Raw genomic sequence first — 16,501 nt, forward strand, 5'->3', positions numbered from 1 at the left:
TTATAAAGGATAGAACCACAAAGAGCGCCTGCGTATAGGATACGCATGGCGCTCTTTGTTTTGTTGTTTTACTGCTGAACACAACTATTTAATAAACACACCCCCGAAGGGGACTACCTCGCGTATAAATCGTTTAACAATTCCATCATCGTTATTATCTCTTTCGAATCGGCGGTTCTGACGTCCTGCCTGAAACAGCACAGGCCCGTGACCTGTCATCTTCCAGTGATAGCTCATATGCTGGCTAGCCAAATGGTTGCCGTAAACGGTGAGCTCCAGCTTGGCATTCTCAGGGTAGGCAATAATGCTGCCTGCATCGACATAAAGGGGGTTGGTCGGATGCAGTACAGCTTCACAGACCGTACCCTCCGTCAGTATGCCAATCATGCCATTGCCCGAAAATTTCACCTTTACAATATCCCGTGTAACGAGCACATTTTTCATGCTTAGCACCCGGGTCTCCAGCGAAATACCTATACTGTAGAAGAAGAGATGCTTAAAGTCGTACAGCAGATCGCTTTTACCATCGAGCTGCAGGATTTTTATGCGATAGCCTGGCGGAAGGGCGGCAACGAAATGGCAAGGACCTGCCATATCGGAACGAATCAACTTTCGCTTGCGGTATATGCCCTTTACATCCATAAATCTGTCCGCTCGTCCTGAGGAAGGACCTTGATAAGCGATAATTTGTTGTGGATGGAGTACATGAACCTCTTCCTTCTCCTGAAGGGAGAAGGCTACGGCTTGTCCGCTTCCACTGTCGCTTTCATCTTGGATATCGATGTTCATAGTTCATCTCCCTCATGCTGTGACTGTGATCTTCAATGAATACGTAAGACTAACGCAGACGATCGCCTTTTCGAGAACGGTAAAGCATGCTGAAACGAATAAAACGGATCAGTATAAAATAACCTAGGATTAGTCCAATCCCTGTAAAAATAGTCACTTTGATTTTATGATAATATTCTTCGCGTGCCGTCCGGTCATTTTTTAATTCATCAACCATCTGCGTCAGTTGGCGATTCTGCTCTTGTAGGCTTTCGTTCTGTATCCGGTAAGCTTCCATCTCCTGCGTGGTATTCGCGAGCTTATCCTTTGCCTGCTGAAGCTCTTCAGCAGTTTGCTGAAAACCTTCCTTTAATTCATTCACTTCGTTTGGCAGCTCGGAGAAATTTTTAACTCCATTATAGATATCACTGAATATATTAGCTTTTGCTACAGGAGCTGGCAGGCATACAGTAAGCGTCAGCAAGAACAGGAGCGAATATAACAGCTGTAGATATGCTCGGGATTTATGTTGCTTCATCTATATAATCACCACCCAATTTAGGCTTGTAGTTCTTTTATTTTAACACAGCTTGACAGCTTCTGACAGCGTACGCCATGGGACTGGCAATGCTTATAATGAAAGTAATTTTTACCTCCTTAAGGTTTTCGTTTACTCATTATTAAACACGATCAGTCCGTGATTATCTCGATTGAGAAGAGGTACTATTTATCGTATACTTTGGACGAAAGGGGCTGCTGTCGATTGAACAAATGGCTTAAAACAATATTGCTTCTGATCGGATCTGCTTTTTTGACTAGATTGATCCCATTTTCATCTTTGTTTCGGAATTTAGACACGATGATTCATGAATTTGGTCATGCTCTGATGACCTTACTACTGTCGGGTAGTGTGCTGAGGATTGAATTATACGCAGATCATAGCGGTGTAACCTATTCAGCCATTCAAGAAGGGGGCAAGGCAATATTAGTTTCCCTCTCGGGTTATTTGCTAGCCTCCTTATTTGCACTTCTGCTCTTCTATTTATATAGTAAGGGACGCCATGATTGGGGCCTTATCTTAGCTACGGGTGTGGCGTTGATTATGCTCCTGCTATACGTACGAGGAAGTTTTGGCATGATGTGGTTGGGCGGATTTATTGCGTTAAATATTCTAATGCTGGTGGTTTGGAAGAAGGCCAGCAAATATTATTATTTGTTATTGGCCTTTTTAACCTTGGAGGAGTCTGTAATGGGAAGTTTATTTCTGGTATACGCGGCTGCTGTATCACCGTCCCGTGCAGGAGATGCCAGCAATCTGGCAAGAATGACTCCCGTACCGGCTATATTTTGGGCCACACTGTTTTTTATATTTTCTCTGTTGTGTGCCAAATGGGCACTGGGACTATTTTTCAAGCGAGAGCGAGTGCAGACTAAATTAGGGAGTCGATGAGAAAAAAACATAAAATTTTCGTCATAAAAAGACAAAAGGGGTTGTTTTTACAAGAGTCAGTCTACTAAGCATGTAGAATGACTCTTTTTTTGTCGATAATATAGAACCGAACATACATTCCATGACATGGAGTTGTCCGCCATTATTGGTACATTAATAGAAGACCCAAAAAAAGAAAGAGGTGGAAATAATGATAGAAAGTATTCATCCCGTATTCACATGGAGTCAAAATCGTATTTTTGCAGGCGGCAATCGTAATGTTATCTTGCTTGTCGAATGGAAAGGGAATATGCCTTCAGAGCACAGCCGACCCAGCAGTTATAAAGTGGTTGCACGTGAAATCGAACTGCGGGTTTGGCTTGAACCCCATGTAACTTTTAAGCGCTCGTATGGGTGTGAGTTTGAAGTCGGTGAAGGCAGTTCGCTACTTCTTAAGCTTGGCAAAATAAAAACGGGGCAACGAAAGTTTATTGCACTGGAATTCAATATCTCTACTACTATTGCAGGTAGATATGAAGCTCTTTCCTTACAGTGGAAATATAAAAAGCCAACCGTAGAGCGTGTTCAAGAGCTTCCAGTAAAGGTTCTTGAGCTAGAATACACTCATCATACTCAGGTTCTGAGTGAAACCTGCTGCTTTCATGTAGAGAAACATCTGGAATTGTTAAAAACAGCTGAAACGATTGAGGAGGCAACCACGTTGCAAAATGAAGGACAACATAGTCAAGCTCATGAAATGCTCTGCCGTCACGCAGATAAATTACTATTACTAGCCGTACGTTCTGGAGATCCTTTACTACTTAAAGAGGCCGAAATGTTGTATAAACAGATTGGATTCGAGTATCAGAAGCGGGGTAAAACTGCTACTGGAAATTGATATAGGACATACAACTAGAAGATGCATATTGACGAAAAAAGACCTATACATAAATTTGTTTTGTCAGCGGGTTCGGCGGAAAATAATCAGAAGAATTGTAATATAAAATGTGGTAACATAGTAAAAAAGTTCTATCACACTATTACTTTTTTTCATAAAATAATGGGTCTATTTAACCATAAATCAAGGGGAACTGAATATGACAGACCGATTAATCCGACTGATGCGCATTATTACACTTGTTCAAGCCAAGCCAGGGATATTAGCCCGTGAATTGGCGGAACGCTGCGGCAACAGCGAGAGAACGATATACCGGGATATGGACGCGCTTAGCGCCATGCATATTCCTATAACCCACCTTGGACATGGAAAAGGCTATGCTTTTATTGGCAATTTTGCACTTTATCCTTTGGATTGGTCGGAAGAAGAGGCGGCTGCGTTTTCGCAATTACGCTATATTATGGAAGATATTAAACCCGTTCTGCCTATCGATTTTGAAGGCGCTTATGAAAAAGTAGTCGCAGCTGAATACAAGCGAAAGGCAGAGCGGGAAGAAACGATAGAACGTGCAAGAAGAGAAGCAGGTACAAGCTGGTTGGAAAGAAGCGGTGCACAGATGGAGCATCAATCTTTTTTAACACCTATTTTGGAGTCTTTATTAAAGCAGAGGAGTATTCAAGCGAATTATTGCGAGAATGCGGTGGAGGAGAAGGAAATAACCATCGATCCTTATTGTTTAGTCCCACTGGAAAATCGTTTTCATCTCATTGGATTTTGCCATCATCAGGGTGTTATTCGTACATATCATATCAACGATTTTTCAAACGTGAAGCCATTAAACCGCTGCTTCTCAAAGGAATCATTTGATTTGCAAGCTTTTATGAAGCAAAAATGGTCACTTGACCGCGATAGTTTGCAGGTAGAGTTTAAAGTGAAATTTTCGGAGCGAATCATGGAAGGGCTAAAGAAAGAGGATTTGCCCTATAAGCCGAATAAAGTAGACCGTCAAGCTCGGTGTTGTTATTTTAAAGTCGCATTGGAACAAGATATTGCATTTGTCCGCTGGATTAAGCGATTTGAAGAGGATGCGGAAATTATAGAGCCGTTTTATTATCGTGAAGTGCTCAGGCAGCAGTTGGAGAAATGGATATCGCAATATAAATAAGATGGATTCTCACCTTCAAATGAAATATTCGTTTACATATATTGTTACAAATCAAAAATTATAGAATATTTCTCTTGTTTGGTGAGTCTTTTTATAATACCACATACATTTAATAACATAATTGCAATTTAGAGGTTTTTTTATCCTCGAATTTGACCTTTGTTCAATTTTATACAGAAGAGGGCTATTCTCTAGATCCATTTGATTCTTAAAAATGAATATATTAATCCGGGTGAGCTTCTTGGGGGAGTGGATTATCCATTATGTTGAATGTACTTGGCTTTAACCTGGTGGGTGACGGTCAACATGATGTGCTTGGCCCACAGATGAAGAATTAATATCATTCGTGAAATAGGTGTCTTTGCAGCCCTATTTAGGGGAGTCAGAGGCATCTTTTTTGTGTGCAAAAAGCCAAAATCATCATTATATATTGTCTAATTATAACAATATATAACTAAACATATCTAAACATATCTGTAGTTATAGAAAAACGAAAAAGTGTATGCTAGAATAGCATCTAAATATATACATACGAAATTGGGAGGAATGGAAATGTTTAAGAAATGGACACTCTCCGTGATGGGGATATTGGCAATCGTTCTGGTTGTGAATTTATCTGCAGGTCCAGGGGGAGAGGTGCAAGCAGCCACCAAGAAGACTGAAATTATTGTTTCCGCTGCGGCTAGTTTGCAGGATAGCCTGGATAAGATTGCCCTCCTTTATGAAAAGAAACATCCCGATATTGATTTGGTCTTTAATTATGCAGCATCCGGTACTCTGCAAAAGCAGATTGAGCAAGGGGCTCCGGCGGACCTGTTCTTCTCTGCAGGTGATAAACAGATGAATGCACTGGTGGAAGGTGGACTTATCTCCGATCATAAGGTTCTGCTTAAGAATCAATTGGTTGTAGTCGTACCCTCAGATTCAAAGGTTAAATTAACAACGATTACTCAGCTTACGGATAAAGCTTTTAAGAAGGTGGCAGTGGGACAGCCTGAATCTGTACCAGCGGGTCAGTATGCTCAGCAATCATTGACAGCGAAAAAGGTCTGGGATCCGCTGCAAAGCAAACTCGTATTTGCCAAGGATGTGCGTCAGGTTCTCTCTTATGTAGAAACAGGAAATGCCGATGCCGGTTTTGTCTATAAGACAGATGCGCTTACTTCAAAGAAAACTAAAATCGCTTTGACGGTCGGTCCACATGTACACAAAGCTATTAATTATCCGGCAGGCATCGTGAAGAGCTCGAAGAATCAAAAGGCAGCTAAGGAGTTGTATAGTTACCTTCAAAGCAAGGAAGCTAATGATATCTTTGTTAGTTATGGCTTCCTGCTTCCTTAAATAGAAATTACGAGTAGAAGCGGGTGGAATAAGGTTGGAAATAAATTGGACTGATTTCTTCGCCCCGGTATGGCTTTCCGTAAAAATATCTGTGATTACAAGCATTATTGTATTCATTTTGGCAACAGCTGCTGCGAAGGCTATGGCGGGCCGGAAGTTTCCCGGTCACAGCTTGGTAGAGACTATAATGCTGCTTCCGCTCGTATTGCCGCCGACGGTCGTAGGATTTGTGCTTTTAGTTATTTTAGGCCGACGAAGCTGGATCGGCAGATGGTATGAACAGATGACGGAGCAGACGATCCTGTTCACATGGGGGGCAGCTGTTATCGCCGCTGTAGTCGTAGCTTTTCCACTCGTATACCGCACAGTGAAGGCGGGTTTCGAAGGGATAGAAGCAGATCTTGAAGATGCGGCGCGGGCACAAGGGGCAAGTGAACTGCAGGTACTGCGTTATGTCACGCTGCCGCTTGCGGGCCGGTCGCTGGCAGCCGGTTATGTTCTTGGTTTTGCCCGCGGTCTTGGGGAGTTTGGCGCTACCATCATGGTAGCTGGCAATATTCCGGGCCGCACGCAAACCTTACCCACAGCGATCTATGTTGCGGTAGATGGAGGTAATATGACGCTCGCGTGGATGTGGGTATGTTCAATTATTGTTATTTCAGCCGCTATGCTGATGTTTGTGAATCGGCGTTCTTAAAAAAACACCAGACAGCGATTCTCCGGTTATTGGAGAGTTGCTGCCTGGTGTTTTTGGTTTGAAGCGGGTGGTTTGAGCAGATGCTGGGCAAGTGAACCCGGCAACTTTGATGTCAGCTTCTAGCGCCGTCGGATTTTGATGGAGTCTGTGAGTTAACTGCATTCTATACAGTTATTCCGTCTGCATAAGGAATCGTTCTAACTTTAATTGTATTCTATACAACTAAAACTAGAAAAGTCGCCTATGGGGTAGTAAATCAAGAGAAATAGGTGTACCAAATACAGTTATATCTAATTTGCGAGTTATTCGAAGTAATATAGTTGTACGAAATACAGTTAAACGCTTCTGCATAATGCTCCCGTCTTCTGCTGTGACCCATTAAGTCTCATAAATTATCGTCCCTGTTTCCGTGAGATCATATCCGTGAATGGACCCAAGCTCACTCTGGAAGGCTGGTGAACGCAAAATATCAATCACGGCAGCAATCCATTGCTCATGATCCGGTTTTTTAATCATCACCAGATCGTAGCACTCCTGAATCATAGGAACGAAATCAACACCGTCGACAATCTTAGCGGCTTTCTCGGTGCCGATGGCTACATCTGCTTCTCCCCGGACCACTTTACCGGCAACTGCCAAATGGCTGTTCTCCTCGTTCTCATAGCCTGATAGGCAGGCTGCTGGAATGCCATGCAATCGAAGCTGTTCATCCAATAATACGCGTGCACCTGAACCTCGTTCTCTATTGATCAGCGTGAGTCCGTTCTGCTCTAAGTGAGACCATTCATGAATACCCCTGGGATTCCCTTTTTGTACATAAAAACCTGCACTTCGGGTAAGTAGGCGAACTACAACATAAGAGCATCCTACGAGTATTTTTCGGATATAGGGTAGGTTGTATTCTCCAGTATCCCCGTCGAGCAGATGTGTGCTGACAATGTCCGACTCCCCTTTATACATGGCTATCAGGCTATCAAGACTCCCGGCATAAGAACGAAGAGGGCGTTCAGGCAGAGCCCGTTCCAAATAGGTAGCTAGAATATCCAGTGACATATCCTGACCTGTAATCACCAAGCTGTGTCCTACAGTTTTAAGGTGGGGAGATTGTGCTGGCATTTGAGCTGGATTTGTACCGGAAAAGGCCAAGGGTATTGCTGGTGGAGTCTGGGCCATTATAGTAGTAGGATTAGCGGTGGACGCCCCACTCCGTGTATTTTGTTTGTAGGTTTCCAAATCGGATTGATCCACGCGCATTTGTTTTCCTACACGGTAGGAGGGGAGCTCCCCTTTTTTAATTAGATCATATACTTTTAATTTTGATATTTTTAATAAGCGGGCAATTTCCTCTGTCGTATAGGATGTATTATCGGACATGACAAAAGCCTCCAGAACTTCATATTAGGACAAGACTACCCTATTTTGAAGTCCTGTGCAATTAGCCTATTGTTGTTTACCCGCCTGCTGTGTACTGGATAATTTGATCAACTCAGAGACAGTGACAAATCGAAAGCCTTTCTTTTCTAATTCCGGCAAAATAATTTTAAGAGCTTCTCTAGTTTGTGACTGCCCGTGCACATGATCATGAAATAGAACGATGTCCCCATTACGTGCATTTCGAATGACCTTGTTCGAAATACTGTACACGCCTGGGCGATTCCAGTCACGAGTATCTTGATGCCAGGACCATAATATTGGCTTCAAGCCCATATTGTTAGACAGATCAACTAAGGTCTCGTCATACATGCCGCCTGGTGGTCTGAACAGTGAACTATGTTTACCGGAGACTTTTATAATCTCTTCTTCGGTCAATCTTAGCTCCTGCTCAAATTGTGCTTCATTAATAGGTTTTTTAAAATAAACGTGATTGTAGGTATGGTTAGCTAATTCATGCCCCTCAGCAATAACTCGTTTCGCTACCTCTGGATAGGCTGCAATTCTTTTTCCTATCGCAAAAAAGGTGCATTTCGCATGATATTGATTCAATACCTTTAAGATTTGATCGGTTTCAGAAGGGTCAGGACCGTCGTCGAACGTCAATGCAATCACTTTTTGGTTAGTATGTACTTCCCAAATCATGTCTCCTCTTTTTTCGTAGTAGTCGCGGTTTTTGCTTGGACTACCTAGAGCAGAGTTCGTGAAGCATAAAAAGAATGCAAGGGTGATCAACATAATTTTGCTGCAAGTTTTCATCATTTCACCTGTTTTTTTATTTTAGAGTGCTCCTTTTGGGGGTCGGTATATTCATAGTTTCAGTTTTGTATAGGCAACCAGTCTTTTTTCGTGCTCATTCTTCTTTCTACTATATCTTCATGTACAGGTTATGAGATTCATTTTGGCTTCTGACGATTACATAGTTATCCACGTGACCGTCTATAATTAAATTAGCCTTTGTATTTTGATGTGAAAATTGTTATGAAAATGCCTTATAATGAAGTACTATATACAGACATTTGGTTAGGGTGGTGGGAACATGACACTTATTGAAAAAAGAGAACACCGGCAGTATCCGGAGATTACCCGCCTAGAAACGTCGAGAGCTGCTTATGAGCGTGATTATTCACGCCTGATTCATTCGCCTACTTTTCGGAGGCTGCAAGGTAAATCACAAGTATTCGGGGCTGGGACGGGTGATTATTACCGCACGCGTCTGACTCATTCACTTGAAGTTGCACAGATTGCTCGTGAGGCGGCGAAAAGTCTGCTGCGATCGTATCCAGAAGTGGAAACCACCAAGGCGGAGAATCCGGGTCTTGTTATAGATCCAGAGGTAGTGGAATGCGCAGCTATCGCTCATGATTTTGGCCATCCTCCCTTTGGACATAAAGGGGAAGAAGTGCTGGATAATATTTTGGAACAGCTTATTGAAAAGAAAACTAACGAAGCTGCGCTGCAATCAGGCGCAACGGGTGTGGATCGCCTGCTGATCCATGAGCAGATGAAGCAACGTTATGAGCATTTCGAAGGCAATGCCCACAATTATAGGCTGATTATGTTTCTGGAGAAGCGTGAGAATATTGATGGGCTAAATCTGTCAGATGCTGTGCTGCTAGGCATAAATAAGTATCCTTTTCCCGGCACCTCGCTGAAGAAGGGGATGTACCTTCACGAATGGGGATATATTTCGGAGATCCGCAAAGAGTGGGGAATACCGGCAGGTAAGAAAACGTTAGAGGCTCAGCTTATGGACCTTTGTGACGATATCGCTTATTCTGCACATGATCTGGAGGATGGGATTAAAGCCGGAAAGATTGAAGTGCATGAACACTTTATGCATGATTCTTATATCCAGCGGTTAATCGTAGAGAAAATCACCACGCTCGAGGATTTCTTCTGGAAGGGCTGGGAAGAGGAAGGCATTCGCGCGAAGGTCGAGGAAGTGCTCAGTTCATTTCTTCGGGTTTGGAAGGAAAAAATGCCAACCTGCGAAAATGACTATTCCCGCACTCGACGTGAAGTTAAGGCTTATTGGGTAAGTACCTTTGTCGCCAGCTTGGGAGTGATCCAAGATGAAGACTGGAAGAAGGTCACCTTTATAAAGGAAGGAAAAGAAGACGAAGATATGCTGCGGACCGTAAGTGTGCTGAAAAGCTTCGCGTGGGTTACTATGATCCGTGATTTGCGTGTGCAGCGGCTGCAGAAACGTAGTGAGTGGATTTTGCGCCGTCTATGGGGAGCGTTTCTGGATCCACAGACCTCTAAAGCCATTATTCCATCGGATTGGCTGCAGCGATTTGAGAAAGATCAGAAGCAGGCAAAACCGATTTGGACTTGGGAGCATATGGTGATTGATTATATCGCAGGGATGACTGATGCTTTTGCAGAGAAAATATATAATGAGCTGTACGGACTGAAAGTCGGCTCGATTTATGATTTGGATTAGAGACGCTTAGACAAGTAGTCCCTGCTGTTCATTTAGGATAATCTAAATGAACAGCAGGGGCTATTTTTATAAGGATTATTGATTTAAATACCACTCATATGCAGTTCTTTCAAGATTAACCACAAATTCTTCTTTCCCGTCTATATAAGCTGCAATGTCCTCTGGGAATTGTTTGGCAAGAGTATCCTTCAAATCTCCGTACTGTTTAACCGTCTCCGGATGTGATCGAAGGTAGTCTCTTACAGCCAGATGACGACCGATATCTATCTTATTATCCATCTGGAAGACATGAACATGATGGGTTCTGCTATTTCCGCCTTTTCTGAAATATCTTCTGCCACTGATACCGAACTCACCCATACATTCATAACCAAGTGCTGTCATTTGCTGGTTGAACTCATCTACAGCTTCGATATTTCGTACTACAGGCATTATATCTATGATTGGTTTTGCTTTGAGTCCGGAAACAGAAGTGCTGCCAATATGGTGAATATCAATGAGGGCATCAGCAAAGATATCTTTAATCTTCTGAGCTTCTTCGTAGAACATTAGACCCCATTGTTCGTTATATTCTGTGACCGTGACCTTCATTGCACTAACCCTCTCTTTATGGATAACTTTGGATTTTCTTATTATAGAACAGATGTTCCTGTTTTGTAAAGCTTATTATTAATATTGCCGGTCATAATCAACAAGATTTAGAGAAGGCGTGCCTGATGATAAGTAAGACTTCACATTTTCGGTAAAAATATTAACGATCCGGTCAGCGTATTGATCTGTAATTCCAGCGGAGTGTGGAGTGATGATTACCTGCTCCATAGACCAAAGTGGATGATCCTGCGGAAGGGGTTCGGTCTCAAAAACATCCAAACCAGCGCCACGGAGTTGTCCGCGATTCAATGCATCGATCAGAGCCTCAGTATCGGTAGTTGCGCCACGGCCAATGTTAATGTAATAGGAGCCTTCTTTAAACGCGGAGAAGCTGGTGGCATTAAATAAATGCTTGGTCTCATCGGTAATAGGAAGGGTATTGATGATGAAATCGCCTTGGCTTACAGCTTCGGATAAACGATCTGTTGTATAGATTTGATCAAAGTCTGCGACTGGCTTACCGGAACGGCTGACACCGATAGTCTTCATCCGGAAGGCTTTAGCAATTCTGGCGGTTTCACTGCCGATCGCTCCAGTTCCAGCTATAACGGCTGTTTTGCCGGACAGCTCGCTTTCACTGCCATCAGATTTCCAAATCCGGTTCTGCTGATTGCGTACAGCCGTATGCAAATTACGTGTGAAGAGAAGGATGAATCCGAAGATTACCGCAGAAATAGGCTCGGCATGAACTCCGCTCCCACTGGTGAGCAGGACTCCTTGTTCCTTAAGACGATCGAGAGGAAGTTTCTCAATACCAGCAGACCAGGACTGGACCCAGCGAAGGGAGGACTCGGGGCGAAGGAGTGTATCCGAAATACCTTTTGCCCAGCCAATTACAATTTCTGCTTCTGCAAGCAGCTGCAAATCCGGATTTTTTGCGTCTCCTTGTGTAAATGTATAGCCTGGGGCAGCCGCTTTGATCCTTTCCTGCTGCTGAGATGTAAGTGGTTGTAGACATACTATAGACTTAGTCATGATGTGTTCCTCCTACTTTGTGGTTTAATGGATATGGATCATGTTATAGGTTAAGAATACCAAATCTATTGGAGAAGGTGAAATTGACTATGGATGCTAAACCATCAGAGAACGAATCAGAACGGCTTTTTCTAGCTGTGAAATTACCTTCTGAGCTGCAAGAAATAGTGGCACAGGCATGTTCAAAGCTATCTGAAAATTTTGATTTTGCTAAATGGACAAATCCGCAAGATTATCATATTACCCTGCAATTTTTAGGAGATACCCCAAAGGCCGAAATTCCAGATTTAGTAAAATCCTTGAGGCGGACTGCTGGTCAAGGCAGACCCTTCAATCTGTCGTTGGACAAATGGGACACATTTGGTCTTCCAACTTCCCCAAGAGTCCTGTGGATAGGGGTTTCCGGCGAAATAGAGGCATTAAATCAATTAGCTGCCAGAGTGCATTCAGCGACGTTTCCATTAGGTTTTTCAGGCGAATCCAGGGCCTATAAACCGCATCTTACCGTGGCTCGAAAGTACCGGGGAAAAAATTCATATGATGATAAATTGCTGGAAAACTTACTGAAATTGGATGATGATTGGAACCTAAAAAACTATCAGAGAGACTGGACGATTGATAGTTTTGTGTTGTATGCTACCAGAATGTATGCCATTCCTATGTATGAAATTATTGAAAAGTTTACAGTTTAAAATCGATAATAAAGTTTTCAAAGCTTCCGTTTTCGGTTACATACAATAGGAATGTGCCGTGAAATAGGAGGAATATCATGTTAATTTTTAAACAAAACCGCTATATTGCGTTGCTCGTTGGCGTTATACTAGTGTGTTTCTCTGCCATAAGCTTATTGCAACCCGAACAAGTTGCGGAAGGGAAGATGGACAGGGTGCAGATGGATAAGTTGCAATCCACCAGCCGTGCATCCGTACTTTCTCTTTTGCAAGATGAATCGAAGTCTAGTATAACGAGTAGCATTACGAGGGGCATTACTGAAGTTACACAAGCCAATAAGCTTAATAACACATTCAGTCTTTTAAGTTCCGCTTGGAAACCGGCGAAGGGTGTGGAATGGCTTAGTGTAAAAAAAATAAAACAAAAAAACACAAAAAACACATCGAACGTTTCCATTATTCGGGTGAAGGCTGATGTAGTACAATCCAAGCCAGCTGCGCAAAAAGCGTCGCAATTGGCGGAAACAGCAACAAAGAGTAGTCAGGCGACAGCGAAGACAGCCTCGGCTTCTCAGAAACATCCCCTCACAACATTGTACTTCTCTCGGACAGAGCTATTAAGCCAGGAGCAGCAAAGTAAAGCAACCCGGCGCTACGCTGTATCCGAAGAAGAACTGCTTCTGCTACAAAAAATTGTAATGGCAGAGGCGGAAGGTGAACCGTACAAGGGCAAGGTGGCAGTTGCCAACGTTGTTCTGAATAGGCTGCGGTCAGCCAATTTCCCCGACACGATATATAAAGTTATTTATCAGAAGAGCCAGTTCAGCCCTGTAGCTAACGGGCGTCTTAACCGTGTGAAGCCTAACGATGATAGTATTAAAGCGGTGAATGCTGCACTCTCCGGAGTAAAGGAAGTTCCCGATAATACTTATTTTTTCTTGTCGCTAAAACTTGCACAGGATCTGACCGTACATCATTCACAGACTTATGTTAAAACTATTGGCAATCATACTTTTTATAAATAATTTGGTGGATCTGTGAACCTCAGCGCTATATAGGGTAAACTAAACTATATGAATCTGGAGGTGGAAGATAACCATGAAAATCACTTATTATGGACATTCAGCTCTGCTGGTAGAGACGGGGAACGTGAAGGTTATTATTGACCCTTTTTTGTCAGGTAATCCGAACTCCGGTATTTCACCTGCCGATATTTCCGTTGATGCCGTTCTGCTTACTCACGGCCACTCTGATCATTTAGGAGATGCTGTCGAAATTGCCAAGCAGAATGATTGTCCGATCTTTGCGGTGTTTGAGCTTGCCGAATATTGCCGGATGAAGGGTGCACAGGTTAAGCACATGAATATAGGTGGTAGTCATACCTATGCAGGGATGACTGTGAAATTTACGCAGGCGTTTCATTCCTCATCCATTCAGGAGGGCGATTCTTGGATTTATGCTGGACAACCCGCGGGGATTTTGTTGACGATTGAGGGCAAGACGATTTTCCATGCGGGGGATACCGCACTATTCAGCGATCTGCGCCTCATTGGAGAAAGGAATGCGATTGCCCTGGCAGCTCTTCCTATAGGCGATATGCTAACCATGGGACCGGATGACGCCTTGCTGGCCGCACGCTGGCTACGGGCGGATAAAGTGATCCCGCTACATTACAATACATTTCCGGATATTGCTCAGGATGGTGCTGATTTCTGCGATCGCCTGCATCAAGAGGGTGTAGAAGGTTTTCCGCTTAAAGCTGGTGAGAGCGTAGAAATTTAACCAATCCGATTTATATTATAAAAAAAGCAGGTAGCCGGGGGAAATTCCCTGACTGCCTGCTTATTCTTTAAGGTGTAATACACACAGGTTCTTCATTACGTGCTTGCGCTCTTGTGCCTCTGATTTCAGTTGCCTCGCTTACGGGGTTACCTAACATCTTCAGAACAGTAGTCGCACAGCTTTGCGGTTGATGTTTATCTGGAGCGAGACGTCGTCTGCGTTGCTCTTCCAGAACTGAATATTCACGAAGCATCATAGTGAACCATTTGTTCACTACTTCCGAGTCGAGCACCTCTGCCAGCCCAAGCTCTACGAAATATTGGCAGTTTTTCTCTTCCTGACCTGGAATAGCTTTATAGAAAAGCATTGGAATTCCTTTGGCCTGACCTTCCGTACAGGTCATGCCTCCAGGCTTCGTAATCAGCAGGTCTGAGGCATCCATCAATTTATTGATTTCACTGCTATATCCCAGAATTTTAACATTGGGATGATTGAGCAGTGGATTGGACTTCATTTTGGCGATTAGCTTCTCATTGCTGCCCATACAGAAGACGAGCTGAATATCATCCATTCTGGCGGTGAGGGAATGCATAATCTCTTTGCCGAACATCAGCCCCCATCCTCCGCCCATAATGAGTACGGTTGGAATATCAGCCAATCCCAGCTCCTTGCGTAGCAGCGTCTTGTTGGAGCGTTCCCAGAACTTTGGATGCACTGGGATGCCAGTGACGGTTACTAGCTCTGGAGCGATCCCACGGCCTGTCAGAATGGACTTGACGCGTGGGGTAGATACGAGATAACGATTGACCTCGGAATTTACCCAACTCCCATGTGCATCATAATCAGTAATTAATGTATACAGAGGCACATGTAGTCCACGACGTTTCAGTCTGGAGATGACCGCAGCCGGAATGGGATGAGTGCAGATAATTAAATCAGGCTTTAGCTGCTCAATGACCTGTGAGGCATGTGTATAAAAAATCCGGTGAAGCGCCATTTTAGTCAACGGGTTCAATGATTTATGATATTGTGTCTTATACATCATGCCGACCAGCTTAGGCTGGCTGCTAACTGTTTTGCGGTAAGCGGAAAGAATCCAAGGGGCGACCGTCGGGTTAAGAAATTTCCCCAGCTCGATGACTCGGCATTGGACATCCGGATTCAGCAGCTTTATTCCTTCGGCCAGAGCATAGGCTGCTCCTGTGTGGCCCGTACCGAAGCCTTCCGAAAACAGCAGTACTCTTTTCTTTCGCATAAGTTCACCTGCTACTTTCCTTTTCTATAGAAATGCGTTTCTTCTTCTAATTATACTAGGAAATCTATACTATACTCACATTATACAAGTAAGACGTAAATAGAAAGTTAAAACCCTGCAATAAATAAAAAAAATAAAAGGTTCGCCCAAAGTATTGCAAACTAGAAAACAACATGATAAAGTAGTGAATGACCAATTGACCGGATTAGTAAAATGGTCAGAAGTCAGCGGGGACGATATTTTCTGGAGAAAGGAAGTGTGCACAGGTGGCAGTGGTGGATCGAAGACAGCAGGTGCTTCAGGCCGCAGCAAAATCTTTTTCATTATTTGGCTATAAGGCAACTACAATGGATCAGGTTGCTAAGATTGCAAATGTCGGTAAGGGGACCATCTACACCTTTTTTACAAACAAAGAGCAATTGTTTGACGAGATCCTGCACGATATGATGATGGAAATGAAGAAGATTGCTGAGCGGGAGATCAGGCGAGACAGACCTTTCTTTGACAACTTGCATCGTGTGCTGGATGCTCTGCTTGAGTTTCGAAGTGAGCAGGAGCTATTCATAAAACTTTCCCAGGAGAATCGCGAATTCGGTACGCCGCAGGCTGGAGAAGGACTTGAGAAGATCGAGAACGTAGTTTTAGAATATTTAGAACGGGAGGTGCAACAAGCGCTCCAACAGGGAGAAATCAAACCTTGCGATCCCAAAATCGTCTCGGTAGTCATGTTCAGATTATATATTGTATTGACTGCTGAACTGAATAAAACACATACTCCCTTGGACAAGGAACAGATCAAGATGTATTTTCATTTGTTTCTCGCCGAAGGATTGGCACAGTAAGGGTTGATTCAGGACAGGGATGGCGTTCTCAGCTTCACTCGATTCGCTTTCCCTTAACAATTCTCAAGATGGATTAGGCATTGAAAAAGAGCCGCGAGGCATTTTTTTATACCCTGAATTGACCGAATGGGGAAAACAGTCACTTAG

General features: G+C 43.4%; 17 protein-coding genes. 10 read left to right on the plus strand and 7 right to left on the minus strand.

All coding sequences use genetic code 11. The annotated features are described in order from the left end of the window. Window positions 1–84 precede the first annotated feature (84 nt). Together NYE72_RS04775 and NYE72_RS04780 are read right to left on the minus strand one after the other, a co-directional pair. On the minus strand, window positions 85–789 hold the full coding sequence (locus tag NYE72_RS04775; protein WP_076179877.1) for an AIM24 family protein: 705 nt from the start codon (window positions 787–789) through the stop codon (window positions 85–87). Between the two features lie 49 nt (window positions 790–838). Continuing rightward, window positions 839–1,306 (minus strand): hypothetical protein, encoded by a 468-nt coding sequence (locus NYE72_RS04780; RefSeq protein WP_076104226.1) that lies wholly within the window; start codon window positions 1,304–1,306, stop codon window positions 839–841. 225 nt (window positions 1,307–1,531) lie between these two features. On the opposite strand from NYE72_RS04780, the gene NYE72_RS04785 reads away from it, so the two are divergent. From NYE72_RS04785 to modB, 5 genes are all read left to right on the plus strand, one after another. Continuing rightward, window positions 1,532–2,218, plus strand: a complete 687-nt coding sequence (locus NYE72_RS04785; protein ID WP_036676576.1) for a M50 family metallopeptidase — start codon at window positions 1,532–1,534, stop codon at window positions 2,216–2,218. A 190-nt stretch (window positions 2,219–2,408) separates the two neighbouring features. Further along, window positions 2,409–3,095: a hypothetical protein gene (locus NYE72_RS04790; protein WP_036676574.1), complete on the plus strand. Its 687-nt coding sequence runs from the start codon at window positions 2,409–2,411 to the stop codon at window positions 3,093–3,095. A gap of 199 nt (window positions 3,096–3,294) precedes the next feature. Next, on the plus strand, window positions 3,295–4,260 hold the full coding sequence (locus tag NYE72_RS04795; RefSeq protein ID WP_036676573.1) for a WYL domain-containing protein: 966 nt from the start codon (window positions 3,295–3,297) through the stop codon (window positions 4,258–4,260). A gap of 546 nt (window positions 4,261–4,806) precedes the next feature. After that, window positions 4,807–5,601: a molybdate ABC transporter substrate-binding protein gene (gene modA / locus NYE72_RS04800; RefSeq protein ID WP_176462621.1), complete on the plus strand. Its 795-nt coding sequence runs from the start codon at window positions 4,807–4,809 to the stop codon at window positions 5,599–5,601. A 40-nt stretch (window positions 5,602–5,641) separates the two neighbouring features. Continuing rightward, a complete protein-coding gene (gene modB / locus NYE72_RS04805) occupies window positions 5,642–6,298 on the plus strand; it encodes a molybdate ABC transporter permease subunit (protein ID WP_172628881.1) in 657 nt (218 codons plus the stop codon). Between the two features lie 378 nt (window positions 6,299–6,676). On the opposite strand, the gene NYE72_RS04810 is transcribed toward modB, so the two are convergent. Both NYE72_RS04810 and NYE72_RS04815 read right to left on the minus strand, forming a co-directional pair. After that, on the minus strand, window positions 6,677–7,672 hold the full coding sequence (locus NYE72_RS04810; protein WP_076179876.1) for a helix-turn-helix transcriptional regulator: 996 nt from the start codon (window positions 7,670–7,672) through the stop codon (window positions 6,677–6,679). A 66-nt stretch (window positions 7,673–7,738) separates the two neighbouring features. Then, entirely contained in the window at window positions 7,739–8,374 is a 636-nt protein-coding gene (locus NYE72_RS04815; protein WP_305953520.1) for a polysaccharide deacetylase family protein, read from the minus strand. A 394-nt stretch (window positions 8,375–8,768) separates the two neighbouring features. On the opposite strand from NYE72_RS04815, the gene dgt reads away from it, so the two are divergent. Beyond that, window positions 8,769–10,178 carry a dGTP triphosphohydrolase gene (gene dgt, locus NYE72_RS04820; protein WP_076179875.1) on the plus strand — a complete coding sequence of 470 codons (1,410 nt, stop codon included), beginning with the start codon at window positions 8,769–8,771 and terminating at the stop codon, window positions 10,176–10,178. Between the two features lie 75 nt (window positions 10,179–10,253). On the opposite strand, the gene NYE72_RS04825 is transcribed toward dgt, so the two are convergent. After that, a complete protein-coding gene (locus NYE72_RS04825) occupies window positions 10,254–10,769 on the minus strand; it encodes a GrpB family protein (RefSeq protein WP_076179874.1) in 516 nt (171 codons plus the stop codon). 78 nt (window positions 10,770–10,847) lie between these two features. Next, window positions 10,848–11,804 carry a D-2-hydroxyacid dehydrogenase gene (locus NYE72_RS04830; protein WP_076179873.1) on the minus strand — a complete coding sequence of 319 codons (957 nt, stop codon included), beginning with the start codon at window positions 11,802–11,804 and terminating at the stop codon, window positions 10,848–10,850. 89 nt (window positions 11,805–11,893) lie between these two features. Here NYE72_RS04830 and thpR point away from each other — a divergent pair, with 89 nt between their 5' ends. The 3 genes from thpR (at window position 11,894) to NYE72_RS04845 (ending at window position 14,257) form a co-directional block, all read left to right on the plus strand. Next, on the plus strand, window positions 11,894–12,496 hold the full coding sequence (gene thpR, locus NYE72_RS04835) for an RNA 2',3'-cyclic phosphodiesterase (RefSeq protein WP_076179872.1): 603 nt from the start codon (window positions 11,894–11,896) through the stop codon (window positions 12,494–12,496). 77 nt (window positions 12,497–12,573) lie between these two features. Next, entirely contained in the window at window positions 12,574–13,500 is a 927-nt protein-coding gene (locus NYE72_RS04840; RefSeq protein WP_076179871.1) for a cell wall hydrolase, read from the plus strand. 73 nt (window positions 13,501–13,573) lie between these two features. Then, a complete protein-coding gene (locus NYE72_RS04845; protein WP_036676555.1) occupies window positions 13,574–14,257 on the plus strand; it encodes a metal-dependent hydrolase in 684 nt (227 codons plus the stop codon). A 67-nt stretch (window positions 14,258–14,324) separates the two neighbouring features. Here the strand turns inward: NYE72_RS04845 and NYE72_RS04850 are convergent, their stop codons facing one another. Next, entirely contained in the window at window positions 14,325–15,512 is a 1,188-nt protein-coding gene (locus NYE72_RS04850) for a UDP-N-acetylglucosamine--LPS N-acetylglucosamine transferase (protein ID WP_038568920.1), read from the minus strand. A 266-nt stretch (window positions 15,513–15,778) separates the two neighbouring features. Here NYE72_RS04850 and NYE72_RS04855 point away from each other — a divergent pair, with 266 nt between their 5' ends. Further along, entirely contained in the window at window positions 15,779–16,354 is a 576-nt protein-coding gene (locus tag NYE72_RS04855; protein ID WP_076179870.1) for a TetR/AcrR family transcriptional regulator, read from the plus strand. Window positions 16,355–16,501: the final 147 nt, after the last annotated feature.

This window comes from Paenibacillus sp. FSL L8-0333, from assembly GCF_037965665.1.
Classification (GTDB): domain Bacteria; phylum Bacillota; class Bacilli; order Paenibacillales; family Paenibacillaceae; genus Paenibacillus_AQ; species Paenibacillus_AQ odorifer.